Below are 26,586 nucleotides of genomic sequence, written 5' to 3'. Positions count from 1 at the left end.
AATGGAAGACAAGTTAACATTATTCTGGCTATGAGCACAGTGACTGCGATAAAAAGCACACCGCGAACTAGCAGTCGTTACCCAGCGTTGCAAAAGGTAACGACCACCAAAGCTAACATTTAGTTTTTCAATCGTCTTAGCCATATCGCGGGTACAAGCAATAGTATATATAACCCCATGCTACCACCGCCACCACCAGAACTGCTTGCGGCAGGCGCAGTAACCGATACTGAAACTGTGTCGGTTACTGTGTTTATGCCGTCCGTTACTGATACATCAAATGACACATTACTTCCCGCACTAACGCTTTGTGCCTGAGTGCTATATATAGAACCGGCAACACCATTAATTGTAAAGCTAAGTGTATCACCGTCAGGGTCTGTTGCTGATGCCCGTATTGTTATCGTATTGCCTGCTACTACAGATGCAGGAGAGGATACCGTCAACGTAGGAGGTTGGTTCTCAGCCAGCGTTATTACCACGTCCGCTGAATCCGTATTCCCCCCAGGGTCTGATACGGTAACAGTCACAGTGGCTTGTGTACCGGCAGAACCGGAAGGCGCAGTAATAACTACGGTTTGAGTTTGCGCGTTCACAAGACTTAAATTATTCCCGCCACTCTGCGACCATTGATAAGTAACATTGTCATTGTTAGGGTCTTCTACCTCAGCAGTGATAGAAATTCGCCCACCTAGTGCCAGAGTCGCTGTGGCTGATTTTGTGCCGGCAATGGTCACCGTGGGCGCACCATCTACTTCAACACCAGTAAATACTGTACTGAATTCTTCCCGTGAGCCAGGAATATTGGTGACATCACTGGCAGCCTGTAAAACCAATGGACCCACACTGGCAGAATCTTCCACGATAGCGCTAAATGATACAATAGTATCGGCGTCTGGGCTTGCATCCACGGTATCCTGATTAGGTACTTCTATCTGCCATGTAATAGTATTCCCTTGTAACGTACCACCATTGGTAATTGAACTGGCTAAAACGGATAGTGTATCGGGAACAGGCAGGGTGATGTCGTAAATTCTATCTTCACCGGTAAGGTTATCGATTATATTCACTTCAAACGTATGACTTTCACCCTTGTTCACCCGGGCACTTCCCGGTGACGACAAATAAACATCGTTGTCTTCTCTGGTTATAATCACGTGGGTTACCCCAATGTTATTATCAGATGAAGCATCACTACCTAGTGCAAAGGCGCCAAAGAAGCGTTCGCCTTCATTGGCAGATCCTAAATCCCATATAACACGCAGGTCATAGGCCGTCATCGCATCACTGCTTTGTGGCCCATCAACAAAAAGATTACCTTCATCGTCTTCATCCACAACAACATATTCAAGTGTATAGTTGTCGGCTGACGTTGCTGACCCCTCGAAGTTATGTACGATAACAAACCATGTTCCGGCCAGTGGCTCGAGTTGATCGACTTCTTCATCGGCATAAACTGATATGCTTTCCTGACGTATCTCGCTTTCCTGAGGCACGCCATCACCATTAGTATCATAAGCAAGATAAAGGTCGATATCGTCTGCTTCCGAAAGACTGGTCTGCGCATACAATCGCAAGGCATTATCCGGAACTTCTATAGTCGTGATTGCCAGGGCTGACAAATTATCAAACACATCATTTGGTGTGCTATCAGCCAAAAGAGAAGGGCGCACCACCGTTGATTTTGTCAGACCATAGGATGCGTAGTTAAAGGCTTCAATTTCCACCGATAGTAAATCTTTAAGCAAGCGACTGTCACCGTCACGGTGTGCGTCGAATTCTACAAATTGTGGAATCGTTCCGTTGGAGGCATAAACGGCGATAGGTATGTGCAAATCAGGAGAACTCGCACTTGTTAGATGTGCATCACCATAGGCCCATTGATAATTTTGTAACCCAGAAACATCCAGGGTAAAGGTAAGTTGCTGTGATTGTCCTTCTGAGAGGGAAAATCTCGAAGGCGACACAGTAATACCCAGGTTTGCTGTTATCGCAGCAGAAGAAACGTCCCAGGTTCCGGATTTAGTGGCGGTGACGGTTCTAGTCCATGAACAGGAGCGCATACAGTTTTCATCAACAACAGCTGGAATATTTAAGTCTCTCGGTTCGCCACCGTTTCGTGGGTTGGCAGCTTCGTAATTTGCATAAGACTCATCCATTACAAGCCCGGATTGCGTGGCCAGATTAACCTGGATCCTGCCGGCTCCCATGTCAAACCAGTTCGCATCTGTCTGTCCATCGTCCAGTTGCACATCTGTAACAGCCGTCATCATTAAGGCTGATCGAATGTTGTCAGGTGTCCAGCTTGGGTGATCTTGTTTTAAAAGTAAGGCCGCTCCCGCCACATGAGGGCTAGCCATAGATGTGCCAGAAGAGTAGGCATAATCAGCGGGTGCAGGGCCGGTTTCATCATGGCCGTAATGTTCATCTGCCCATGCTGAATAGATATCAACGCCCGGTGCAGAAAGCATAGGACTAAGTGTACTTATTGACGCATTTGGACCTCGGGATGAAAAATCAGCCACGTTGTCAGCTTGTTCCTCATCAATTTCCACTAACAACGTGCCAGCAGATATAGTTGCAGTATGGTTACTTCCCTCACTTAACCATTGCTTAAGTGTGTCGCCGTCGTCAGCACTAATATGGATGCCCGGAACAACATAGGCATCATTTGCAAGAAAAGTTTCCCCACTCTGAACGTTGGCCAGAATATAACCACCTGCACCACCTTCAGCTACATTTACGGCCTTTTGGATGCGCGCGATGTCACCACGGTCACAAAGCACAATTTCGCCGCGAAATGTGTTAGCAGGAAAAGGCTCTAAGCACTGACCAGGATCTCCATTAGGGTCGTTGCTGTTTACATAATCACCCGCGTATACAACAGGCGCAGAAATTGCTCCGGAATTACTGTTTCCATTGATGACTGAGGGGGTAAAGGTACCGCCTGAAAAACCGCTTATAGATTTCTCATAAACAATATTTGTACCATGAGTAGTGGCTGCTACTGATGTTAACCAAGGCGCATGTTTGTCCGTTGTGCCCTCTGTGGGGCCATCGTTTCCTGCAGAATGGGCAAGTAAAATGCCCGCATTATGAGCATTCAGCCAAGCCCGGTTCAATGCTGTATCCCAGGGGAAGTCACCACCAGAGATAGAAAAGTTCACCACATCAACGATATTCGAGTCGATAATGTCTTCCACAGCCTGAAGCATTACTGATTCGAGACATCCGCTATAGGTGTCCTCGTCTTCCCCTGGCTGACAGACCTGATAACTGATGATGTTTGCATGGGGCGCAACGCCAGAAAACTCTTCGAAGATGTAACCAGTTTCTACGCCATCGCTAACTGTTTCATCGTAATCAGGAATAACTTCGGCGACATTATATAACACGTTACCTGCTGCCGTGGCGGCAACATGGGAGCCATGACCATTGTAGTCCTCGCCGTTTCTTGGCAGATCTGCAGGGAATATATCAGTATCTGAATAAGCACTTAGAATGGCCGGATAACTGTATACGCCAATGAGCTTATCATTGCATAATTCGGCGAAGCCGCTTGCACAATCTCCTAAATAGCGACCAGTACCCAACGGATTGGTATGGTCATAGCCATCATCACCTACATCAGCAAACGAAGGGTGGTCAGTATTAATACCCGTATCAAGAACGGCAATAACCGTGCCTTCCCCCTGTATTTGACTACCAGTGCTCGATTCACTGCCATTCCAAACAAACGGTGCTCCTACTGTAGCTGGCCCTACATAGGTATCAAGGTAATAACGTTTATCTCTTTTAACTGCTTTGACACCTTCGGTAGTAAGCAGGGATTTTGCCTGCTCAGTAGATAATTTTACTGCGAAGCCGTTAAATGCAAGTTGGTAGTCTGCAATAGGCTGGTCTATGGGTTCGCCAGTCACGTTGTCACGTACCCATTGCTGACGCGTGCGAAGATAATCGCGATATTTCACAACAGCAGGACTCTTTGTATTCAGACGCTTTTTGCTGTTTGACGACATGGTTTCAACGTACCCGGTAATGTCGCCGCGATAGTTAGCTACAGGTTGTTCCTCAAGTTCAACGATATACACATCAGTAGTGTTATCAGAAAACTTTGTATCGTCGGCGGCGTTTGCGGGGGCAAAGGGTGTTGCTGTGGTTAATACACTCAGGCCAAGCGCACAAGAAATCGCAAAGGCGATTGCTTTTTTCATTCTATTCTCCCGTTCATGTGCGAGGTCGCGTCAATCAATAGCTTATATCAAATTGTGAGATGGACAGCGAACACTTACCACCTTTTTATCGTAGTGGGTTTTATTCTCCAGTATAGAATATGCAGCTGAATAGATTGTGAACGTCACAAATTCCCCACATGTCTAATCAGACCTCAAGACCCCAAAGAAACTTTCAAATTTACACAAAGTAAATTTTAGGATTAATTAACTTTAATATAATGTTAAATACCAGTGATAAAAGTTTCGCTAAACGTAAAATATTGTAATAACTGTCCTCTTCAATCGCATCCCGGTGTCGTATTAAGCAAGGTCTTTTCGAGTGGAAAGCTATAGCATGGATTTAACATTTATCGCGTCTGTGGTTACGACCACTGAGGGTTAAAACGTGAAAGACAGAAATCACCTGGCACAAGTGAGCGTGACTCATACAACTAATATCATTGAGAATGGGCTTATCGACATACCCATGTTGCAAATCCTTTCACCGGAAGGCGTAGTCCACGGAGACAGTACCGTGCCTGATCTTGATAAAGAGAAGGCAGTTCGCATCCTTGAGGTAATGCATTTTACCCGAGTTCTTGATGAGCGCATGGTGGCAGCACAGCGCCAAGGGCGCATTAGTTTCTATCTGGCCTCTACAGGAGAGGAGGCTGCTACTGTAGCCAGTGCCGCTGCGTTATCTGAACAAGATATGATCATGTCCCAATACAGGGAACAAGGTGCATTAGCGTGGCGAGGATATAGCACTGAGCAATTTATGAATCAAATGTTCAGTAACAAGCTTGATCCAAACAAGGGGCGGCAGATGCCCATTCACTATGGTGATAAAACGCTGCGTTTTATGACAATTTCATCGCCTTTGGGCACACAAATTCCCCAGGCAGCCGGGTTTGCTTACGGACAAAAAATGGCCAACGAACCTGCCGTTACCATGTGCTATTTTGGTGAAGGCGCAGCGTCTGAAGGCGATTTTCATGCAGGGCTAAATATGGCTGCAGTCCTTTCTTGCCCGGTCATATTCTTTTGCCGCAACAATGGCTACGCTATATCTACCCCTGCAGAAGAGCAGTTTGCTGGAGATGGGATCGCCTCACGAGGGATCGGCTATGGTGTTAAGACCATTCGCGTAGATGGAAACGATCCACTTGCTGTATACGCAGCAACAGAGAAAGCCAGAGAACTTGCCCTTGAAAGTGCCCAGCCAGTATTAATCGAAGCTATGACCTACAGGCTTGCTGCTCACTCAACGTCAGATGATCCCAGTGGATACCGTTCCAAAAAAGAAGAAGAAACATGGCAACAACGGGATCCCATTGTACGTTTCACCCGTTGGCTGGATAGCAAGGGGTGGTTAGACAAACAAAGTCTTGCGAAGATGCAGCAGAACATGCGCGAGAGTGTGCTTGCGTCATTGAAGGCGGCAGAAAAAGTAGACATAAACCCTGTAGATGACTTAGTTACCGACGTATTTGACCACGTACCCTGGCACCTCAAAGAGCAACTTGACAGTCTTAAACAACATATTAAGAAGTACCCAAAGACATACCCCAAAACATCAGGGAGCATAAAGTAATGGCAAAAATGAACCTACTTCAAGCCGTGAATAATGCTTTAGTCACCGCTATGACAGACAACGAAAGAGTAATGGTGATGGGTGAAGATGTTGGTCACTTTGGCGGTGTATTTCGGGCAACTAGTCATTTACAAGAAAAGTTTGGTAAAGGCCGGTGTTTCAATACGCCTCTGACAGAACAAGGGATAATAGGTTTTGCCAATGGCCTTGCTGCTCAAGGGGCGGTGCCTGTGGCAGAAATCCAATTTGCCGATTACATTTTTCCTGCATTTGACCAAATCGTCAACGAAACAGCTAAATTTCGCTATCGCTCCGGGGGGCAGTTTAGTTGTGGCACTTTAACAATTCGCACTCCTTACGGCGGTGGAATTGCTGGTGGTCATTACCACAGTCAATCACCCGAGGCCTTCTTCGCACACTGCCCAGGCCTTCGCATAGTAGTACCGCGTAACCCTTATCAGGCTAAAGGTTTGTTGCTAGCGTCTATAAGGGATGATAACCCAGTGTTGTTTATGGAACCTAAACGCTTGTACCGCGCCTCAGTGTGCGATGTGCCAGAAGACGACTATGAACTACCTCTCGGCAAGGCTGACATCGTGCAGGAAGGCAACGACATAACCTTGGTTGGCTGGGGCGCGCAAGTAGAAATTCTCCAACGGGCCTCTGAGCGCGCCCTGGAAGATGGAATAACCTGTGAAATTATTGATTTGCGAAGCATTGCCCCCTGGGATGCACAAACTGTCGTTAATTCTGTTGTGAAAACAAACAGATTGCTGATAAATCACGAAGCGCCCCTTACTGGTGGGTTTGCGTCCGAAATCGCCACGACTATTCAGGACAAGTGCTTTTTGTACCTCGAAGCTCCTATCGCCAGAGTCTGTGGTCTTGATACGCCGTTTCCACTGTCTCATGAAAAAGAATACATGCCAGATGAAACCAAAACCTATGAAGCGATAGTTCGCACAATGCATTATTAAGGGAAAGGTTATGAGCACAGATTTTATTTTACCCGATATTGGCGAAGGCATTGTTGAGTGCGAGCTCTTAGAATGGCTCGTTGATGAAGGCGAGCATATAGAAGAAGATCAGCCCGTTGCAGAAGTGATGACTGATAAAGCGACGGTACAAATACCGGCAATGCACAGTGGTGTAGTTAAAAAGCTGTATTACCGACCTGGCGATATCGCGAAGGTCCATGCACCACTTTTTGCGGTTGAGTTACCTTCTTTGAACGCGCATTCAGAGGAACAACTGGCAGATGGTGGAGATAATCAAGTCGACCATATCGACACACCAAATGAAAATGCCCCCCGTGATGAGATGTCCAAAGGCGAAGATTTTCTGCTACCCGACATTGGTGAAGGCATTGTTGAGTGTGAAATTGTCAAATGGCACGTAAACGAGGGTGATCAGATAGAAGAAGATGCAGTCGTTGTGGAAGTCATGACAGATAAAGCGGTGGTTGAAATACCCGCAAAACACGCAGGTACTGTGGTAAAGCGATATTACCAGCAAGGTGAAATTGCTAAAGTTCATCAGCCTTTATTTTCAATTCGTGATGATGTGAGCAACAACTGTGTTGCTGAAGTAAATCAAACAAAAAATGACGTTCAAGGTTTAGACCGAACGTTAGAAGATTCAAATTCCGTTGATTTTGCAAGAGAAAATCACGAAGGGCATTTTGATCCTGTGTATATAAATCCCGATAAAGTCATGGCAAGTCCTGCCGTTCGCAGGATGGCCAGGGAGAGAGGACTCTCGTTATCTGATATATCGGGAACCGGAAAAAAAGGCCGGGTTCTAAAAGAGGACATTAATGCAGTGCTGCAATCAAAGGTTGAATGTGACGCTAATGAGAGTGCTAATAATAGCAGACAACACAATCGACCTAACGATCAACAGCGGGTTGAGGGCGCAATTCGGACTGAAAAAGTGAAAGGTATTCAAGCTGCTATGGCTCGCCAAATGGTAGCTTCCGTGAGTACTATTCCTCATTTTACCGTGAGCGATGAGTTGCAGATGGATGCGCTGATTAAACTACGGGAAAAGTTAAAGCCACAATGTGAACAGCGCAATGTAAAACTTAGCTTTATGCCGTTTTTTATTAAATCCCTCTCTCTTGCCTTAAGTGAATTTCCCATTCTCAATGCCCAGCTTAGCGAGGATGGCAGTGAACTACATTACTATGAAGATCACAACATTGGTGTTGCTGTTGACAGTAAATTAGGTTTGCTCGTACCCAACATAAAACGTGTACAAGCGTTATCAATTTTTGAAATCGCCAACGAACTGCAGACAATAATTGATTTGGCCCGAGCAGGGCAGTTAACAGGAGACAGGTTAAAGAGGGGAACCATTTCCATTTCGAATATTGGTGTATTGGGCGGTATAACAGCTACACCGGTTATAAACAAACCTGAGGCAGCAATTGTCGCTTTGGGTAAAACCCAAAAGCTTCCCCGTTTTGATGATAACGGAAATGTCATCGGCCAACACATCATGCAAGTAAACTGGTCTGCTGATCATCGTTTTATCGACGGGGCCACCATGGTGAAGTTTAATAATTTGTGGTGTGACTACCTGCAAGATCCAGAAAAAATGCTGCTATTTCTGAAATAACCACGGGGTAGAGGTTTCTCCGCCTCTGTTCGTTATCTTGCTATCACGTTACAATGACATCATAAATCTTTCTTTTCACGAGGTTTGTGTGCTCAGTTATCAACACGGGTTTCACGCAGGAAATCATGCCGATGTTATTAAACATTTATGTTGGCTTGGTGTTATTAATTATCTGAAGAAAAAGGAAAAACCCTTTACTCTTTACGATACCCATGGCGGTTCAGGCTGTTATCCGCTTACGGGAGAAGAAATGCAGAAGAACCGGGAGTTTGAAACGGGTTTTGTTCTCCTGGCTGGTATCACAGCGCAGTCACCTCTTCTCAGTGCTTACCTTAGCGCGATGACCCCACACTGGGAAAACTTGCAATACGCAGGGTCTCCGCTTCTGGCCGCTAACGCGCTGCGCGCTCAGGACACGGCGCATTTTATGGAGCTTCACCCTGGTGAATGTGAAACGCTCACTCACGTTATACGTGGGGTGGGAAAAGGAAACGCACACGTTCATTACAGGGATGGTTTGGAAGGGATTGTTGCTCTTACGCCACCTAGCCCAAATCGAGGCGCAATTTTAATAGACCCTCCTTATGAAAGACTCGAAGAGTACACGGCAATTCCCGAAACCATTCGAAAAGTGCTGCAGCGATGGAGCGGGGCGCAAATTGTGTTGTGGTACCCGTTACTTTCAGAGCGAGCAGGGAGTAAAGCCGGGGCGAGTGAAGTGATGATTGATGGCTTGTCAGAAATAGGCAAAGCGTCGTTTACCGCAGAGTTACGTGTATCGGATAAGGCCCTTGATAATGGCATGTATGGCTCAGGCGTTATGGTTATAAATCCTCCATGGCAACTTGATGAGCACTTGCGTAGCACTCTTGATGAAGTGTGTAACTATCTGGGCAAGGATGTAAACAGCACAGTCAATTGGGTTAAGCAAGAGCAAGGGTGATGAGCAATCCCAGCGGGTTACAGCATTTTTATATACCTGATGACCAGTCGGTATATTTGCTTTCACATAGCGATGCTCAAAAGCTGCGAGACTGGGTAGAATTATGTCAAAGACAACTTGAATCACTTGGTTTTAGTGCCATTACGCTTATAGGAAAAGGTGCTTTTGGCTTTGTTTTTGGTGGTGTTTCACCGCAAAATGAACCCCTGGTTTTCAAATTTTCCCGCGCGAATTTACCTCAACACGTTCAGGACCGGCTTGAAGATGAAGCCTATATGCTTTCTCAGGTTCGTCATCCTTTTGTTCCTGGACTGCAAGAATTCCAACGGGTGGGAAAGCAAGCTATTTTAGTTATGAAACGGGCCAGAGGTAAGGATCTCGAGCAAGTCAGTCTTGATAGCGGCCCCTTATCACCCAGGGTAATTGTTAAAATAGCTGTACAGGTTGGTGAGATTTTACTGAGTTTACGCCGACAGGAGGGGGGGCAAAGTAAGCCTGTTGTTCACGGTGACATAAAACCTTCGAATCTCGTCTGGGATCCCGCCTTGGAGCAAGTTGCACTCATTGATTGGGGGTCTTCGGTTTTTGCGCAGCTAGATTGCCAAGGTCAGAGTGTTGAAAATAACGTGATGGACTTGATGTCCGGTGATATGCAACAGACTAATGCACGGCTTGGCGATGTGTATTTCATTGGGGACGAGCAACTTAACGGTGCATTGTCATCCCCGCGCTTTGACGAGCAGGGTCTGGCAAGCACCCTTTATGCACTCGCTTCAGGCCAGTCCAGCCGATTTGGCAGGAAAGTCATTACGCCGTTCTCCCTCGGTTTACCGAAGATGCTTGCCAGTATACTTTCCTATATGCTGGATGATGATCCATCACGACAGCGCATGGGAGGGGATTATTTTTTCAATCACCTTCACGTACTTAAACAAATGGTTTTCACGCCAGACCAACCCCCTCGTTATACCGCGATGATCCCTACATGGGTAGCCAGTGAAGCAAAAGATATTGAAACGGTGGTTTACAGTTCCAGAAAGTCCTTTTTAAGGGAAATATCTACACAAGCGCTAGCTGCACTTAAGTATGTCAACGACGCCCAGTTCGATCGCTACTATAAGAATTTTCTTCAGGGAATGGGGGAGACAGAAAAGGGGTTTATCGCAGCAGTTTCACGATTGGGCAAGTACCCGGTTGTCGGCGGTATCGCTATTCGCTGGATGCCAGATGGAATCTATGTTGACTCCAGTCTAAACTTGCACGACAAATCAAAAAAAATCGCTTTCGAACAGGCGGTGAATAATGTCATCAACCTTGCAAGAGCCATTCATCGCAAAGGTGTATTTAAGTGCTGCTTGTTCAATGCTAAAGATACTTTGCATCTGGAAAGGCATGATCCTGACGCACCTTTTGTTCCTTCGGCGAGTTGTACTATCCCTTTTGAATTGTCCAAGCTGCCTTTATCGTCTGAAAGTAGCCGCTTACACTCTTATTTTGAGGATGGTGATGATCCCGATGAGCTATTAAAGCTACCAGGCAATATAATGGCTATTCTGGAGCAACTAAACACAATCCATCACACAGGTTGTGTTATTTTCGAAGCCTTGCCTCATCATCTGAAAATTCATAGCTACTATAAGTTGTTAGATCACGAAAAAGAGGGTGAATTCGAAGCACTGCTGGCAGAACTTGTTGCAGCCGTGCCAACCATCGAGGGGCTGGGTATTTCCGGGTTTATGAAATTGCCCTATAAAGATACTCGTTATTTTGAACACCGTGCACATCTTCCGGAAAAATATTATCCTCGCAACCCTAAACTAGCATTATTGGAGTCGACAAACGAATTATGAGTGAAGTTAAACTTGCCTCACTGATGGAACTTGAAACCATCGAACACGGGATTTATCGCGCCCAGAGCTGGGATCTGGGCTTTCGCGCACTATTTGGTGGCCAGGTCTTGGGGCAGGCATTGTCAGCCGCATATAAAACGGTCGAACCTGAGCTTTTCGCCCATTCGTTCCATTCGTATTTTTTATTGCCTGGAAATGCGAAAAAACCGGTTGTTTACGATGTTGAGGTGGTGCGGGACGGCAAGAGTTTTTGTACTCGTCGCATTAAAGCCGTACAGGATGGCCGTACCATTTTCTATATGACCGCATCCTTTCAACGGGAAGAGCGGGGTATGGAACATCAATTTGCAACCATGCCTGATGTATTACCGCCGGAGAAAGTTACGTCTGATATTGAGTTCTACGAAGCAAATTATGAAAAACTAGCTCGGCCTATGCGGGAAGCACTCAGTTACCACAGACCTATAGATATAAGAACTATCGATGCAGTGAATGCCTTTTCGGCGAAAAAGCGGGATCCACAGCGTTATATTTGGTTACAAGCCCGAGAGGTAATGACCGGTAGCGAAAGGTTGAACCAGGCAGCGCTTGCTTATGCATCTGATTACCACTTCCTTAGCACATCCTTGCAACCACACGGTGTGTCGGTGGCAGATAAAGATTTGAGAATTGCCACCATCGACCATGCGATGTGGTTTCACCGACCAGTGAATTTTAATGAATGGCTATTGTATGTCACGGAAAGCCCGTTTAGTGGTAATGCCAGGGGCATTGTAAAAGGGCAGCTTTTCAACCAGCAGGGTCAATTGGTAGCATCAACCATGCAAGAAGGTCTAATGCGAAAAGTTTAAATTAAAAACCGAGTAGCCAATAAAAAATGCCCAGAACTTTCGTTCCGGGCTTAGGGGAATGGCTCATTGCTGAGCCGTGCGCTAACTTTTACAAGGGAGAGGTTACCTGTGAATTTTTTCACCGGGATTGTAACTATAGATCAAAACCGCTCACTTTATAAACAAATTTTGCAAGAAAATTTGTATTTCTTCCAAATAGAGCGTTATTTTACCACCCCATAGTAAAATTCATAGGGTTAATTCTATTCAAAAAGTGGGTTGTTATCCGTCGCTTATAAACTTAATGATTTATGCTTAGGCATTTGTTCATTCATGTTATTTATACTTATCATGGCGGATTGTGCCCATTGATCCAGAATGTCACAATGCATTTACCGTAAATTGGTAGACAGGAACCCAATATGACATTACCCACTTCTTTCATTCCCCCTGAGCGCACCCTAATGGGCCCTGGACCTTCAGATGTTTCACCACGGGTGCTTAATGCTTTGGGACGCTCCACCTTAGGGCATCTTGATCCATTATTCATAGACCTTATGGATGAAACCAAATCTCTTCTTCAATACGCATTTAAAACCGACAATCCTCTAACAATGCCGGTGTCTGCCCCGGGTTCTGCGGGAATGGAGGCCTGCTTTGTAAATCTCATTGAGCCGGGTGACAAGGTCGTGGTGTGCATCAATGGCGTATTTGGTCAGCGAATGGTTGAAAATGTGAACCGTTGTGGCGGTCAGGCCTTGGTGGTGGAGAATGCATGGGGAACGCAAACTGACCTCAACGCGGTTGAAGATGTCTTGAAAGCGAATCCTGATGCGAAAATTCTTGCATTTGTTCATGCCGAAACATCTACCGGCGTTCGCAATGATGCGGCTTCATTATGCGCTCTTGCTAAACAATTTGACTGTCTTACCATCGTGGATGCTGTCACATCACTTGGTGGCATAGAGGTTGATGTTGATGGTTGGGGAGTTGATGCAATTTATTCTGGCTCGCAAAAATGCTTGAGCTGTGTTCCCGGGTTGTCTCCCGTCTCATTTAGTGAGCGGGCAGTATCTGTCATTCAGAACCGAACGCACCCTGTTCAGAGCTGGTTTCTTGATATGAACCTGATAGTGGGGTACTGGGGCAAAGGCGGTAAACGAGCGTATCACCACACCGCTCCTGTAAACAGTATTTATGCCTTGCATGAATCGCTGGTTATGCTCAAAGAAGAGGGACTGGAAAATGCCTGGCAACGTCACCAAGCTGGTCATGAAAAGTTGCGCGATGGGCTAGGTTCATTAGGTCTCGAAATGGCTGTAGATGCAGCTTATCGCCTGCCTCAATTAAATTCGGTGCTCATCCCTGAAGGTGTGGATGACGCCCATGTTCGCTCCCAGTTATTGCGTGATTTCAACCTTGAAATCGGTGCTGGCCTAGGTGCGCTTGCTGGAAAAGTGTGGCGTATTGGTTTGATGGGTTACGCCTGTAAAGACCGGAATATTGATCATTGTCTTGCCAGTTTGGCAAAGGTACTCGGGTAACTACCATTCATCTGAATAACCGGTGGGCCAGCAATAGCTGGCCTTTATTTATTTATGGATATGATAAGCCAGCCTACCACTAGTGCACTGGCAAAACTCATTAGCGTGCCTAACATCATATATTCCGTCAACCTCATGTCCTTTTGCCGCGATAAATCGCCTACCCTGAATACTGTTTTCGTGGCTACAAGAAAACCTAAACCTGTGTATTCGTCTACTAAAATAAAAGACAGTGCGAGTAACCGCTCAACATAGCCGATGTAACGTCCGGCTTTTCCAAGGCTTTCGTTATCTGCCGCTTTTAATTGTGCGGTGTGCTGAGAGAGCAGTTGCGCTATGAGTATGCTGGCAGGTCGAAAAATAATGAGATAACCAACTAAGTAAAGTAAGTGCTCATGGGTGATGCTGTTTTTATAGGACTGTAGAAGTTGCCATATTGATTCAGTCTGAAAAGACAAGGATACGAACACGATCACGACGATATGGGCGCATTGATCGACAACAAATGCCAGAGGGCTGTGCTTACCCGCTTTGGCCCAGTCGATAAGTAAATGGGTTGCTGTTATCACCCCTGCTGCAGCCAAGCCATGAAATAATCCTGCGCCCGCTAACCACAGTGCAATAATAGCCAGGATACTATGAACTCCCGCATGTAGGAACAGGGCGGGTGACTGGATACCGTTTGCGTGTCGGCACGTTACCCATTTAGCCGGTTGAAGGTAAAAATCGCCGACAAAATGCGCAGCCAATAACAGCAAGAATAACGTCATTGTTGTGTTTCATCCTTCTGGTTCAATTGTGCATTTGTATAATTTATAAAGGGTTGCAGTAAGTCGCCACCAGCTGCCTTTAATCGTTCACTGATGTTTTGTCGTGAAGTACCGGCCCAAATAGCCAGTGCTTTGTGTGCTGGAAATCCCTCTTTTATATAGTGGTATAGCAATCCTGCTTGCTTCACACTTAATTTATTCAGTACATAGCTCATTTGTTGACATATTAAGTCAGTCGCTGGCTGTAACAGTGGTAAATGACTCATAATGCGCACCTCGCCAGGTCTGGTTTTTTCAAGGCCTCGGCCTGAAGTTACAAACACACCACCGCTGGAGCGGCCGGGTTTGCCCACATTATAGTTCCCCGAACCATAAGCTAAGCACTGCGTACAATCTATTGCGTGCCCGTTTATCTGGCTGTTCAGGAAAAGCTTTGTCTGAAGCAACACGGTAACGGCAAGTTCAGCTTTGGTGAATACGAGCTGAAATCCATCTCCCCGAAATATTTCATAGTCTACACCGTGCTGCTGATGCAGGGCTTCAAAATACTCTTCCAGTACCGTTACAACCAGGCTGTATGTCTTTGCATCCAGTTTAGTAGAGTGCACTAGATCGCCTGTGAGAACTGCAAGCATTATTTCTCCTTTACACATATATAATGCACTTTAGGCAAGCTTAAAAGCTTGCTTATGTAAATGCAAGCCTTGGGGCTTGCTTTTTATTTTGCAGGCACTGAACCTTGCAAAAAGATTTCTTAGCAATTTGATGGAAACCAGCAACAAAAAACAGGAATTAATGTACACTGCATCCATCACTAATTAGAAATAAAGTATTATGCTTCATCGAATTTGGCTCTCTTTTATTGTATTCGCATTTTTTGCAACTGTATGGCAAGGTTTTTTTGGCGATAATCCTGGCGGTTTCCAATCAGTAATGCAATCTGTCACTAGTATGGCTCAACTAAGTGTGGATATTGCTATAGGGTTAATTGGTGTGCTGGCGTTCTGGCTAGGCATCTTTGAAGTCGCTGAAAAATCTGGGTTAATCGAAAAATTTTCTAAAGTACTCGCACCGTTTTTATGTCGGATAATGCCTGATATCCCACGCAATCATCCTGCACTGGGCAGCATAACAATGAACATGTCAGCAAACGTGCTGGGCCTTGATAATGCCGCTACGCCCTTCGGTATAAAAGCGATGCAAGATATGCAAAGTCTGGCACCAAAGAAAGATACGCTAACCAACAGCCAGATTTTGTTTCTGGTTATGAACACGTCGTCAGTTACTCTATTTCCCATCGCTGTATTTTTATATCGTGCGGAACAGGGCGCTGCCCAGCCTACAGATGTTTTTATTCCTATTCTCCTCGCAACAAGTGCATCTACGCTGGCGGGATTGCTTATCACTTGCTTGGTACAAAAAGTAAACCTGTTAAATCGCGTAGTGGTGTTTTACCTGGTCGGTATATTTAGCTTGCTAGGGGCTGTAATAGTTTATTTTTCATCTCTGGCAGCCAACGAACTGGCGGCACAGTCAGCCATAGTGGCAAACTTTTTGTTGTTCTTGTTTATCGTGGTGGTACTGGTAACCGGATGGCGTAAACACTTAAATACGTACGAACTATTCATTGATGGTGCTAAAAAAGGCTTTGACGTAGCGATCTCACTAATTCCTTTCCTGCTTGCTATGCTTATTGCCATCGGTATGCTCAGAGCGAGCGGCATTCTCGATATGGTCGTCAACGGCATCGCCTATCTAGTTACAGCATTAGGTGGCGACCCTCGCTTTGTAGAAGGGTTGCCAACAGCAATAATGAAGCCTTTAAGCGGAAGCGGTGCTCGCGCACTAATGATAGAAACCATGCAGCATCATGGCGCCGATTCGTTTGCTGGTAGACTGGCATCTGTGCTGCAAGGATCAACTGAGACAACGTTTTATGTCTTGGCTGTCTATCTGGGAGCTGTTGGGATAAAACATTCGCGATACGCCGTAGCTTGTTGCCTGGCGGCTGATCTCGCTGGTATTGTGGCAGCTATTCTGGTGAGTTATTGGTTCTTTGGGTGAAACTTTATCTGAGTAGTTGAAGTGCTGAACGCATGTTCGTTAAGTCAATATTCATCTTTGATTCAGACAGTTCATGCACAATCAAACGCTGATAACACATATGGGTATCTCAATAAATTGTAAGAGACCGGTACCCACCACAAGGAGATATCATGATAAAACGTTTTTCCACCGCCATACTTCTCTTTAGCGTTCTGGCAATAAGCCATGTTGAAGCAGCGGAGCCAGCAATTCAGGTTTCAGGTGAGGGACACATTGCCGTCGTGCCTGATGCCTATACAATGACGTTCGTACTTGAAGAACGGGGGGAGTTAGTTGCTAAACTAAACGGCCAGCTGCAAAGAGATATGTCAGCTATTCTAAAGTTTTTATTAAAAAATGGCATTGAAGAAAAGAACGTTCAGTCCATGCAAATAAATTTGAACCCTTATTACGAATCAACTCCGCAAGGAAGAAAACAAAATGGATTTATTCTGAGTCGTGAAGTACGAATTACCGATACTAATATCGACAACTATGATGACATCATTGACGGTGCCTTGTCTCGAGGAGTCGATCGGGTACAAAACTTCAGCTTTATTGCCAGTGGCCAACAAAACGCTTATCAAAAAGCCTTGATAAACGCGGTTAAAGACGCCAGATTACGAGCAACACTGCTGGCAGAAGAACTGGGCGTTTCTTTGGGTAATGTATTATCAGTATCTGAAAACAGCCAGGGCTATCCAATGCCTGTGATGCGTATGGAAATGGCGAAAGCAGACAGTTTCTCTACCGCCATGCCTGGAGAACAGCAAGTGAGTGCTCGGGTTAACGTAACCTTTGCCATCAATAATTAGCAACAGAGGTTTTTTTGAAAAGTACATTTTATGCTGAGATTTTAGCTCAGGCCAAAGGGCTCATGAGCGGTGAAACCGACCTAATCGCGAATATGGCTAACTTGAGTGCGGTTATGTTTAACAGTATGGAAAGGGTGAATTGGGCTGGATTTTACTTATATAAAGAAAATCAATTAGTCCTCGGCCCCTTTCAGGGCAAACCTGCATGCATTCGAATTCCAATGGGGAAGGGGGTGTGCGGCACTGCAGCTGAAAAACAAGAGACGCTGGTCGTAGAAGATGTACACGCCTTTTCCGGGCATATCGCCTGTGATGCTGCATCAAATTCAGAAATAGTGGTTCCCTTGGTCCACGAGGGAACCCTGATAGGCGTGCTGGATATAGACAGCCCGGATATTGCTCGCTTCGACGCTGACGATAAGATTGGCGTGGAAGCACTTGCTCAGGCCCTGATGGATACCCTCTGATGAAGGAATATGTAGATATTCATGTGGTGCTGGCAACCCCCCAAGACATGGAAGATAAGTTTGAAGAGCCAGAAGAGGCTGCTGAGCGTATAAATTTTATTCTTCACTGTATCTATGACAGGGCAGATGAAGACGTTGAAACCATATGGCTTGAGCGTTTATTGCACTACACTTGGGAAACATGGCATCAAACTGACAATTTATTAGACATTGATGACGATGAATTGCTTGATTGGGTTGACCACACGCTGGCAACTTGGGATGATGAGAGCAATGAAGAAGATTATTAACCTGCACGTAAAAAATTAATGGAACAACCAGAGAAGTTTTCAAACAGTAAAGAAGTCATCGCGTTTTTAGCTGAATCGTTTCCGAACTGTTTCTCCACAGAAGGCGACGCCCGTCCTTTAAAAATAGGTATTTTTCAGGATTTGGCAGCTCGTTTGGAGCAAGAACCGCGCGTAAGTAAAACCTTATTGCGTTCCACACTCAGACACTACACCAACAGCTGGCGATATTTGCACAGCATTAAGGAAGGCGCATATCGTGTCGACCTCGATGGCAATCAGGATGCTCAAATTGAAAAAGAGCACGCTGACCATGCAAAACAACAGTTAGACGAAAGCAAAGCTAAAGCCGCTGAAAAGCGCAAAGCTAAGCAAAAGGCTTCAGGTGAAAAGCGTCAGCCTCCCAGAAAACCACGACAAAACAGCGCCGATGGTGCGGAAGGTCGTGCTAAAAAGGGAACTAAATCCAAATCTGACAGACCAAGTAAGACACCGCCGGCTAAACTCACAGACGCTGATATGAAGTCAGGTACCTCGGTAACAGTAAAGTTGGGCAAAGCACCTATGCATGCCGTAATTACTGAAGTTGCCAAAGATGGTATTCATGTTCAGCTTGACTCCGGCATGGTTGTTAAAGTCAACGCTGATGCCTTACGTTTGGCACATCCCAAGAGGTCGTAATATGAAAGAACTCCTTCGCATTTCCATTGCCAGTGCTTTTTTATCCGTCAGTATTGGCGCCGGAGCAACGACAGCAACTGACTCGGAAGAGCTATTGCCCTTACTGCAACAGGAAACTCAACACAGTGTCGCGGCTAAGCGTGTCAGTGCTTTGTTTACCCGGGCGCACTACAAGGAAATTGCGTTGGATGACGAGTTGTCTGAGAAAATTTATGACCGTTTTTTGCGGTCGCTGGACAACAATAAACAAGTCTTGCTGAAATCTGACGTAGCAGATTTTAATCAGTTTAAAGATGCATTCGACGATGCGTTGAGTCGCGGAAATTTAAAAGTCGCGTATGACATGTATAACAAAAGTGCTCAGCGCCGTGTTGAACGCTATGAATACGCCTTAACGCTTTTAGACAAGCCCTTCGATTTTGAGAAGGCAGAGGATAAATTCTACTACGATCGGGAAGACGCTGCCTGGCCTGAAACTGAAGCAGAATTAAATGAACTTTGGCGTCAGCGCGTTAAATACGATGCGCTAAACCTCATTTTGGCAGATAAAACCTGGGAAGAAGCTAAAGAGTTGCTGACCAAGCGCTACACCCGGGCAATAAAACGTTTGAAACAAGCCGAAAGCGAAGATGTATTTCAAACCGTTATGAACTCCTTTGCCCGAAGTGTTGAAGCGCACACCAGTTATCTTTCTCCACGCAATGCAGATCGCTTTCAGATGGAAATGAATCTCTCATTTGAAGGAATTGGCGCGGTATTGCAAAGTGAAGATGACTTTACTGTTATAAAAAGTGTGGTACCAGGCGGTCCTGCCGACAAATCAAAGGCACTCAAGCCAGAAGATAAAATTATTGGTGTTGCTCAGGACGACGAAGAATTTGTCGACGTTGTGGGTTGGCGGCTAGATGAGGTCGTAGATCTCATCAAAGGTCCGAAAGGCAGTACTGTTCGCTTACAGGTGCAAAAAGGGACATCCGATAGTAAAGCCATGTCAGTGGTAAGTTTGACCCGTGATAAAATCAAACTTGAAGACCGGGCCGCAAAATCTGAAGTTTATGAGCCAAAAACAGGTCCTCACGCAGGAGAAAAATTAGGGGTCATTACTATCCCCAGTTTTTACAATAACCTGCATGCTGATGTGAAAAAAGAGCTTGATGCGCTCAATGCCCAGGACGTGAAAGGTATTATTGTTGATCTTCGTGGTAACGGTGGTGGTTCGCTAACAGAAGCGACCATGTTGACGGGCCTATTCATTGAAAAAGGGCCTGTTGTTCAAATTCGTTACGGTGAAGGTAAAGTCAGTGTCAATCGCGATACGGATGGTCAGGTAACCTACAATGGCCCACTTACCGTGCTCGTTGACCGTTACAGTGCATCAGCATCTGAGATTTTTGCTGCTGCCATGCAAGATTACAGTCGCGCGCTAATCGTTGGCGAGCAGACTTTTGGCAAGGGAACAGTGCAACAACACAGAGGGTTAGGGCGGATTTACGATCTGTACGACAATCCGCTGGGCAGTGTTCAATTTACAATTGCAAAATTTTATCGAATCGACGGGGGTAGTACCCAGCACAAGGGCGTAGTACCAGACATTAAATATCCTTCTCCCATCGACCCCGCTGACTGGGGAGAGAGCCAGGAAGAAAATGCTTTACCCTGGGACAGTATTGACCGGGCAAATTACACTACTTTTGGTGACAGCCAGAGTGCCCTGGATGTATTGGCCGCGAAGCACAACGCCAGGGTATTGAAAGATCCTGAATTTATTTATCTCGGTGAAGATATTATCGAATATCAGAAAAACAAAGACAGAGATTTCATCTCTCTGGTTAAATCAGAACGTGAAGCCAAGAAGAAAGAGGCATTAGATAATGACTTAGCGCGTGCGAATGAGCGCTTGGCACGACTGGGCAAAGAGCCGGTAGAGTCACTTGACGATTTACCTGAAGAATTAGAAGAGTTAGATCCATTCCTGGACGAAGCTGCAAATATTACATACGACATGCTGGATACTGGGAAATACGCAATTAACCATCATTAGCGTTACACATACAGGGGCTGGTACCAACGCCAGCCCCTTTTTTGTGTCTACTAAAAAATAAAATAAAACAATAATAAAGGACGACATCTATGGCAATGCGAGGTGAATTTTCATCCCGGATTGGTTTTATTCTCGCCGCAGCGGGTTCTGCTGTAGGCCTGGGTAATATCTGGGGGTTTCCAACACAAGTCGCGACCAACGGCGGCGCAGCATTTGTACTTGTTTATCTACTACTCGCTTTCGTGCTGGCTTACCCGGTACTCATGGCGGAACTAATTATCGGCCGAGCCAATCGGGCTAATATGGTAGATGCACTCAGTCAAATTTCAGGGAGCAAGCTCGGTGTTGCTACGGGGTTGTGGGGCTGTGTAACGGTTTCCATGATCCTCGCTTTTTACGGCATTGTCGGTGGTTGGATGCTGGCCTATTTTTCAGAATCTGTCACTACAGTTGCCGGTTTAGACGAGGCGTCAGCCTGGTTGTTAGGCTTTTCCGGCAGCAGAAATTTATTGTTTACCGCTATATTTATGGCGCTTACGGCGAGCATCGTGCTAGGTGGAGTTAAGTCCGGAATTGAGAAATGGTCGGTCAGATTAATGCCGACACTGGTAATAATTATTTTGGCTCTGATCGTATACGTCGGTTTTCAACCTGGTGCAATTGAAGGGTGGGCGGCATTCCTGGTTCCGGATTTTTACCGGATCCTGGACCCAGATTTACTTATTAGTGCTATGGGACAAGCCTTTTTCTCTATGTCTCTTGGTGTCGGTACTATGCTGGTTTACGGTTCTTATCTTTCTAAGCATGAGAATTTACCGTCTATTGGTGCTTCTGTCGCACTGGTTGATATTGGCGTTGCTATCATTGCTGGTATGCTGATCATTCCCGCCATGTACGTCGCATTGAATAACGGCGTAGAAATCTTCACGGAAACCGGGGCGCTTATCGAAGGCGATCAGTTAATCTTTAATGTGCTACCAGCGCTCTTCGATTCAATTGAAGGAATCGGCGTATACATTGCTGTTGCATTCTTCGCGCTCATGGTGATAGCCGCAGTAACCTCGTCAATTTCTATGCTGGAAGTACCCGTCGCATTTCTGGTCGAGAATAAAAAGCAAAAACGCACCCATGCTGTCTGGATTATGGCAACGGTGATTTTTTGCTGTAGTGCAGTGATTATTTTCAATTTTGAAATGCTGTTCGGCCTGGTGATTGCGGCTACTACTCAATACAGTCAGCCTTTGTTGGGTCTTGCTCTTTGTATTTTTGCCGGATGGGTATGGCGTCGTGATAACATATTAAAAGAGCTTAAATCTGGTTATGAAGGCGCTGAACATGGCCTTTTCTGGAAAATATGGCCGTGGTATGTCAGGTTTGTTTGTCCAGTCATCATTCTTATCATGTTTATTCGTTCAGTATTCTAAGAGAAATAACAATAATGAAAAAAACTATTAGAGAACCCTCACTAGCAGATGCGCTTATTCCGATCATCGCACTTATTGTCATGATGAGTGGCGCGGTATATCTATTTTCCGATAACTCGTCTTTTGGTCCTAATCAAATCGCGTTACTCATCGGTACTGGTCTCGCCGCAATCATCGGCATGAAAAATGGCCATCGCTGGAAGGAAATTGAAGCGGGTATTGTTAAAGGCATTTCCATGTCTTTAGGGGCGTGTTTAATATTACTCGCTGTGGGCTCGTTAATTGGAACCTGGATGCTGTCCGGTACTGTTCCCACTCTCATCTACTATGGGCTTGAGCTGTTAAATCCTTCTTTTTTCTATGCGGCAACCTGTTTGATTTGCGCTGTCGTGGCCATGAGTATCGGTAGTTCCTGGACTACTGCTGCAACTGTAGGTGTTGCCCTTATGGGTGTTGCATCTGGCATGGATATGTCCGCTGCTATTACGGCAGGTGCTGTAGTGTCAGGGGCTTACTTCGGTGATAAAATTTCTCCGTTGTCAGAAACCACAAATCTTGCTCCCGCTGTAGCCGGAACAGACCTTTTTGAGCACATCCGCTATATGCTGTGGACAACCATTCCCAGTTTTGTCATTGCAATTATTTTGTTCATCATTTTGGGTTTCAGTGAGTCCAACGTTGCATCGCTACAACGCATTGAAGACATGCAAAATTTATTAGGCTCATCATTTACGCTGGGTTGGCATCTACTGGTTCCACTGGTTGTGTTATTAACCCTGGCAGTGAAAAAAATGCCAGCGTTTCCCGCCGTTTCAATAGGAGCATTACTTGGGGGGCTCTGGGCTGTGCTTTTCCAGGGCGATGTCGTGACATCTATGGCAAATCCCGACGACAGCTCAGCAATTGGTACATTGAAAGTAGTCTGGACCGCGTTATTTGATGGTGTGAGTTTTTCTACACCGGATGAAAATCTCAATGCATTACTTAGCCGCGGTGGCATGTCTTCCATGCTGAACACCATTTGGTTAATCATTTGTGCTATGTCCTTTGGCGCTGTGTTAGAACGTGTTGGCTTACTCAAACGTGCTGTTAGTGCCATTCTATACGGAGCAAAGTCCGCCGGAGACATGGTAAGTCGTACTATTTTAACCTGTATCGGTACCAATCTTGTCACTGCAGATCAATACATGGCTATAGTGATGCCTGGAAGGATGTACAAGGAAGAGTTTGAAAAACGTGGGTTAGACCAATTAAACCTATCCAGAAGTTTGGAAGACGGCGGAACACTCTCGTCGCCGCTTATTCCTTGGAACACGTGTGGCGCATACATGCAGGGCGTGTTAATGGTGCATCCTTTTGAGTATATCTTCTATACTTTTTTCAACCTTATCAACCCGATCCTCGCCGTCATTTACGCTTATCTGGGGATCAAAATCTTGCGGTTAACGCCACCTTTCAGTCAGGACGAGCAGGAAGAGCGCACCTAGTATCATTTTTGGGGGATATCATGAGCATTGTTGCTAAACGCCGTTTGGACTATCTACCACCGGCCTTCACCATCTCGTCAGTTGAAATGAATCTGGTGCTGCATCCATCCAGCAGCATCGTTACCGTTATTACTGAAGTAGAGCGCCAGGGCAGTCACAATGAAGCATTACATCTTGATGGAGATAAACTAATTCTGAGGCGGGTTGTTATTGACGGTAAGCCTTTTGATAATTATCAGGTCGAAAACAATACGCTTATCCTCAGTGAGGTTCCAGACCGCTTTCAATTAACAATAGAAACCGAAATTGATCCACAGGGCAATCAGGCTCTGGAGGGTTTGTATTTATCAAACGGCGTGTACTGTACCCAATGTGAAGCTGAGGGTTTTCGTCGCATTACCTATTTCCTGGACCGCCCGGATGTACTAGCGACGTATTTAGTCACCATAACAGGTGATAAAAAGTCTCTGCCCACTTTACTTGCAAACGGCAATAAAGTGGATTCAGGTGAAAACAAAGATGGTACCCACTGGGTACGATGGGAAGATCCCCATCCAAAACCTTGCTATTTATTTGCGCTTGTAGCTGGTGATTTTGACCTTCTTACCGACCGCTATACCACCACAAGTGGAAAAGACGTTGCCCTTGAATTGTATGTCGATAAAGGTAAAAGGGATAAAGGTCAGTTTGCGTTGGAAAGTTTAAAGCGTGCCATGCAGTGGGATGAAGAAACCTTTGGGTTAGAATACGACCTCGATATTTATATGATTGTCGCGGTGGATTTTTTCAACATGGGCGCTATGGAGAACAAAGGTCTGAACATTTTTAACAGTAAATTTGTTCTTGCCGACCAAAACAGCGCAACAGATGAAGATTTCTTCAATGTAGAGTCTGTGATAGCCCACGAGTATTTTCACAACTGGACAGGCAATCGGGTAACGTGCAGAGATTGGTTTCAGCTTAGCTTGAAGGAAGGACTCACGGTATTTCGTGATCAGCAGTTCAGTGCAGATATGACATCACCATTGAGCAATCGTATTAAGCACGTAAGGGTTATGCGCGAACACCAGTTTGCAGAAGACGCCAGTGCCATGAGTCATCCAATCAGGCCTGATGAAGTAATAGAAATGAATAATTTCTATACTGTCACTGTCTATGACAAAGGCGCAGAAATAATTCGCATGTTTCATACTTTGCTTGGCGCTGATGGCTTTCGCAAAGGCATGGACGAATACTTCCGCCGACATGATGGCCAGGCTGTTACGTGCGACGATTTTATTGCTGCAATGCAAAGTGCCACAGAACGTGATTTATCTCATTTTGCACGTTGGTACAGTCAGTCAGGTACACCAGTGATTGGCGTTGAGCGCGTTTACGACAAACAACACCGTACATTGCATGTTACTTTGTCACAGCACACGCCCGTCACTGCTGATCAATCTGATAAACAACCTTTGTATATCCCAGTGGCTTTTGAGTGTATTGATAATTCCGGTGGCCACTACGATGACGATCAAGGCCTCATTGCAGACGGTCTTGTTATTCTTGATAAGCCATCAGTTTCATTAACATTTACAGATGTACCAGAATCTTGTTTACCCGTTGTTTTAGGTAACTTTTCTGCGCCAGTAAAGGTCGACAACAGTTTGTCGGCCTCTGAGTTGTTACAAGTGTTTAATTATGCCCGTGATGCGTTCAATCGATGGGACGCGGTACAATGTCTGTATGACCATTGTATTCAATCCATGGAAAAACAAGAGCCGGTCCCAGATTCGCTCTGGCAACAACTCGAAAGTGCTCTGGTTAAGGAGTTGGATAACACCGAATTACTCGGCGAATGCCTGGTTATTCCGAGTTTTGAAACCCTCTGCCAAACCAGACATCAGGTAGATGTATTTGCGTTAAATGAAGCTCGAACGAATTTTTGTAAGCTATTCGCTGATAAGCTTGGCAATGTGTTGAAACAGGTACTCGCTCGTCATCCATCGAAAACCTATCACTATGCACAAAATGACGTGCAAATCAGACGTTGTAGAAATGCAGTTTTACGTTTACTTGCCTACAGTGACGACAGTGATAACCTGATAAAAGAGCAATTCGACTCCGCCGATAATATGACGGACACGCTGGGCGCGTTAAAAGCGGCGCAAACTCGTGGTGGTGCCTTGTTCGAATCACTTATGGCGTCATTTGAGCAAAGCTGGAAGCATGATCCGCTGGTGCTCGACAAGTGGTTTGCCCTGCACGCGACCACACAACGACAAGACATTCTGTCACACTTAACTTTACTTCAATCCCATCCTCAGTTTGCAATGGGTAATCCCAACCGGGTAAGAGCGCTAATAGGCAGTTTTGCCTTTTACAATCCTACTGAGTTCCACCGCAAAGATGGAGAAGGGTACAAGTATGTAACTGATTATCTCATTGCATTAGACAAACAAAATCCTCAAGTTGCTGCGCGCATTGTCACCCCTCTTACCCAGTGGCAAAATTACGGGCCGGAATATCAAACTCGTATGAAAGCACAGCTTAATCGTTTGCTCGGTCAGGAAGGGTTGAGTAACGATGTCTTTGAGAAAGTCAGTAAGAGCCTGGCTTATGAGCAACATAACCAATAGCGACAAAATTTACTTTTTCTCACTCTCTATTTCGTACCTCGAATGCCAGACTTTGTATCGCAGAGTCGGGCATTCCGCTGTACTTATTGCTGAGTCAGGACAAAAAGTACAGGTACCTGCATCCCGTTTAAAAGCTTTTATCGATAGCAGAGGCATATCCGGCAGGTTTCGGCTGATAGTTACTGCTCAAAATAGAATCAAATCCTTCGAAAGACTGCGTTAATTTACCTGGATAATTCCATCATACTCAACTATTGATTAATAACTGTTTGAAAGAAAATATGTTATTACTGTTGTTAACTGGTACGATTAGTTCT

General features: G+C 45.4%; 20 protein-coding genes. 17 read left to right on the top strand and 3 right to left on the bottom strand.

What is annotated here, in order from left to right; genetic code table 11:
* Window positions 1–119: 119 nt before the first annotated feature.
* Window positions 120–4,214: a S8 family serine peptidase gene (locus tag ACXACM_RS13450; protein WP_474822334.1), complete on the bottom strand. Its 4,095-nt coding sequence runs from the start codon at window positions 4,212–4,214 to the stop codon at window positions 120–122.
* 406 nt (window positions 4,215–4,620) lie between these two features.
* On the opposite strand from ACXACM_RS13450, the gene ACXACM_RS13445 reads away from it, so the two are divergent.
* The 7 genes from ACXACM_RS13445 (at window position 4,621) to ACXACM_RS13415 (ending at window position 13,594) form a co-directional block, all read left to right on the top strand.
* Window positions 4,621–5,808, top strand: a complete 1,188-nt coding sequence (locus ACXACM_RS13445; protein WP_474822333.1) for a thiamine pyrophosphate-dependent dehydrogenase E1 component subunit alpha — start codon at window positions 4,621–4,623, stop codon at window positions 5,806–5,808.
* A complete protein-coding gene (locus ACXACM_RS13440; protein WP_474822332.1) occupies window positions 5,808–6,785 on the top strand; it encodes an alpha-ketoacid dehydrogenase subunit beta in 978 nt (325 codons plus the stop codon). Before ACXACM_RS13445 ends, ACXACM_RS13440 begins: the two co-directional genes overlap by 1 nt.
* 10 nt (window positions 6,786–6,795) lie before the next feature.
* Entirely contained in the window at window positions 6,796–8,427 is a 1,632-nt protein-coding gene (locus ACXACM_RS13435; RefSeq protein WP_474822330.1) for a dihydrolipoyllysine-residue acetyltransferase, read from the top strand.
* An 88-nt stretch (window positions 8,428–8,515) separates the two neighbouring features.
* Window positions 8,516–9,370: a 23S rRNA (adenine(2030)-N(6))-methyltransferase RlmJ gene (locus tag ACXACM_RS13430; RefSeq protein WP_474822329.1), complete on the top strand. Its 855-nt coding sequence runs from the start codon at window positions 8,516–8,518 to the stop codon at window positions 9,368–9,370.
* The gene (locus ACXACM_RS13425; RefSeq protein WP_474822328.1) at window positions 9,370–11,220 is read left to right on the top strand and encodes a protein kinase domain-containing protein; all 1,851 of its coding nucleotides are present in this window, start codon (window positions 9,370–9,372) and stop codon (window positions 11,218–11,220) included. The genes ACXACM_RS13430 and ACXACM_RS13425 overlap by 1 nt, the downstream gene beginning before the upstream one ends.
* Entirely contained in the window at window positions 11,217–12,071 is an 855-nt protein-coding gene (tesB, locus tag ACXACM_RS13420; protein ID WP_474822326.1) for an acyl-CoA thioesterase II, read from the top strand. Before ACXACM_RS13425 ends, tesB begins: the two co-directional genes overlap by 4 nt.
* Before the next feature lie 443 nt (window positions 12,072–12,514).
* Window positions 12,515–13,594 (top strand): pyridoxal-phosphate-dependent aminotransferase family protein, encoded by a 1,080-nt coding sequence (locus tag ACXACM_RS13415; RefSeq protein ID WP_474824352.1) that lies wholly within the window; start codon window positions 12,515–12,517, stop codon window positions 13,592–13,594.
* A gap of 44 nt (window positions 13,595–13,638) precedes the next feature.
* Here ACXACM_RS13415 and ACXACM_RS13410 read toward each other — a convergent pair whose 3' ends face one another.
* Both ACXACM_RS13410 and ACXACM_RS13405 read right to left on the bottom strand, forming a co-directional pair.
* Window positions 13,639–14,364, bottom strand: a complete 726-nt coding sequence (locus tag ACXACM_RS13410) for a DUF3307 domain-containing protein (protein WP_474822325.1) — start codon at window positions 14,362–14,364, stop codon at window positions 13,639–13,641.
* Complete coding sequence (locus ACXACM_RS13405) at window positions 14,361–14,999, bottom strand: hypothetical protein (protein WP_474822324.1); 639 nt, start codon at window positions 14,997–14,999, stop codon at window positions 14,361–14,363. The genes ACXACM_RS13410 and ACXACM_RS13405 overlap by 4 nt, the downstream gene beginning before the upstream one ends.
* A gap of 199 nt (window positions 15,000–15,198) precedes the next feature.
* Between ACXACM_RS13405 and ACXACM_RS13400 the strand changes: the two genes are divergently transcribed.
* The 10 genes from ACXACM_RS13400 (at window position 15,199) to ACXACM_RS13355 (ending at window position 26,492) form a co-directional block, all read left to right on the top strand.
* Complete coding sequence (locus tag ACXACM_RS13400) at window positions 15,199–16,428, top strand: nucleoside recognition domain-containing protein (protein WP_474822323.1); 1,230 nt, start codon at window positions 15,199–15,201, stop codon at window positions 16,426–16,428.
* Window positions 16,429–16,580: 152 nt separating this feature from the next.
* A complete protein-coding gene (locus tag ACXACM_RS13395; RefSeq protein WP_474822321.1) occupies window positions 16,581–17,264 on the top strand; it encodes an SIMPL domain-containing protein in 684 nt (227 codons plus the stop codon).
* A gap of 62 nt (window positions 17,265–17,326) precedes the next feature.
* The gene (locus ACXACM_RS13390; RefSeq protein WP_474824350.1) at window positions 17,327–17,731 is read left to right on the top strand and encodes a GAF domain-containing protein; all 405 of its coding nucleotides are present in this window, start codon (window positions 17,327–17,329) and stop codon (window positions 17,729–17,731) included.
* Window positions 17,731–18,021, top strand: a complete 291-nt coding sequence (locus tag ACXACM_RS13385; protein WP_474822320.1) for a hypothetical protein — start codon at window positions 17,731–17,733, stop codon at window positions 18,019–18,021. Before ACXACM_RS13390 ends, ACXACM_RS13385 begins: the two co-directional genes overlap by 1 nt.
* 18 nt (window positions 18,022–18,039) lie before the next feature.
* Window positions 18,040–18,699, top strand: a complete 660-nt coding sequence (proQ, locus tag ACXACM_RS13380; RefSeq protein ID WP_474822319.1) for an RNA chaperone ProQ — start codon at window positions 18,040–18,042, stop codon at window positions 18,697–18,699.
* Between the two features lies 1 nt (window position 18,700).
* Window positions 18,701–20,740 carry a carboxy terminal-processing peptidase gene (prc, locus tag ACXACM_RS13375; protein ID WP_474822317.1) on the top strand — a complete coding sequence of 680 codons (2,040 nt, stop codon included), beginning with the start codon at window positions 18,701–18,703 and terminating at the stop codon, window positions 20,738–20,740.
* An 89-nt stretch (window positions 20,741–20,829) separates the two neighbouring features.
* Entirely contained in the window at window positions 20,830–22,164 is a 1,335-nt protein-coding gene (locus ACXACM_RS13370) for a sodium-dependent transporter (RefSeq protein WP_474822316.1), read from the top strand.
* A gap of 14 nt (window positions 22,165–22,178) precedes the next feature.
* On the top strand, window positions 22,179–23,651 hold the full coding sequence (nhaC, locus tag ACXACM_RS13365; RefSeq protein ID WP_474822315.1) for a Na+/H+ antiporter NhaC: 1,473 nt from the start codon (window positions 22,179–22,181) through the stop codon (window positions 23,649–23,651).
* A gap of 20 nt (window positions 23,652–23,671) precedes the next feature.
* Entirely contained in the window at window positions 23,672–26,269 is a 2,598-nt protein-coding gene (pepN, locus tag ACXACM_RS13360; protein ID WP_474822313.1) for an aminopeptidase N, read from the top strand.
* Window positions 26,250–26,492: a DUF2835 family protein gene (locus tag ACXACM_RS13355; RefSeq protein WP_474822312.1), complete on the top strand. Its 243-nt coding sequence runs from the start codon at window positions 26,250–26,252 to the stop codon at window positions 26,490–26,492. Before pepN ends, ACXACM_RS13355 begins: the two co-directional genes overlap by 20 nt.
* The last annotated feature ends 94 nt before the right edge of the window (window positions 26,493–26,586 follow it).

It is taken from the genome of Alteromonas sp. AWQ4_252 (genome assembly GCF_056158205.1).
This window is presented reverse-complemented; position numbering and strand designations above follow the sequence as displayed.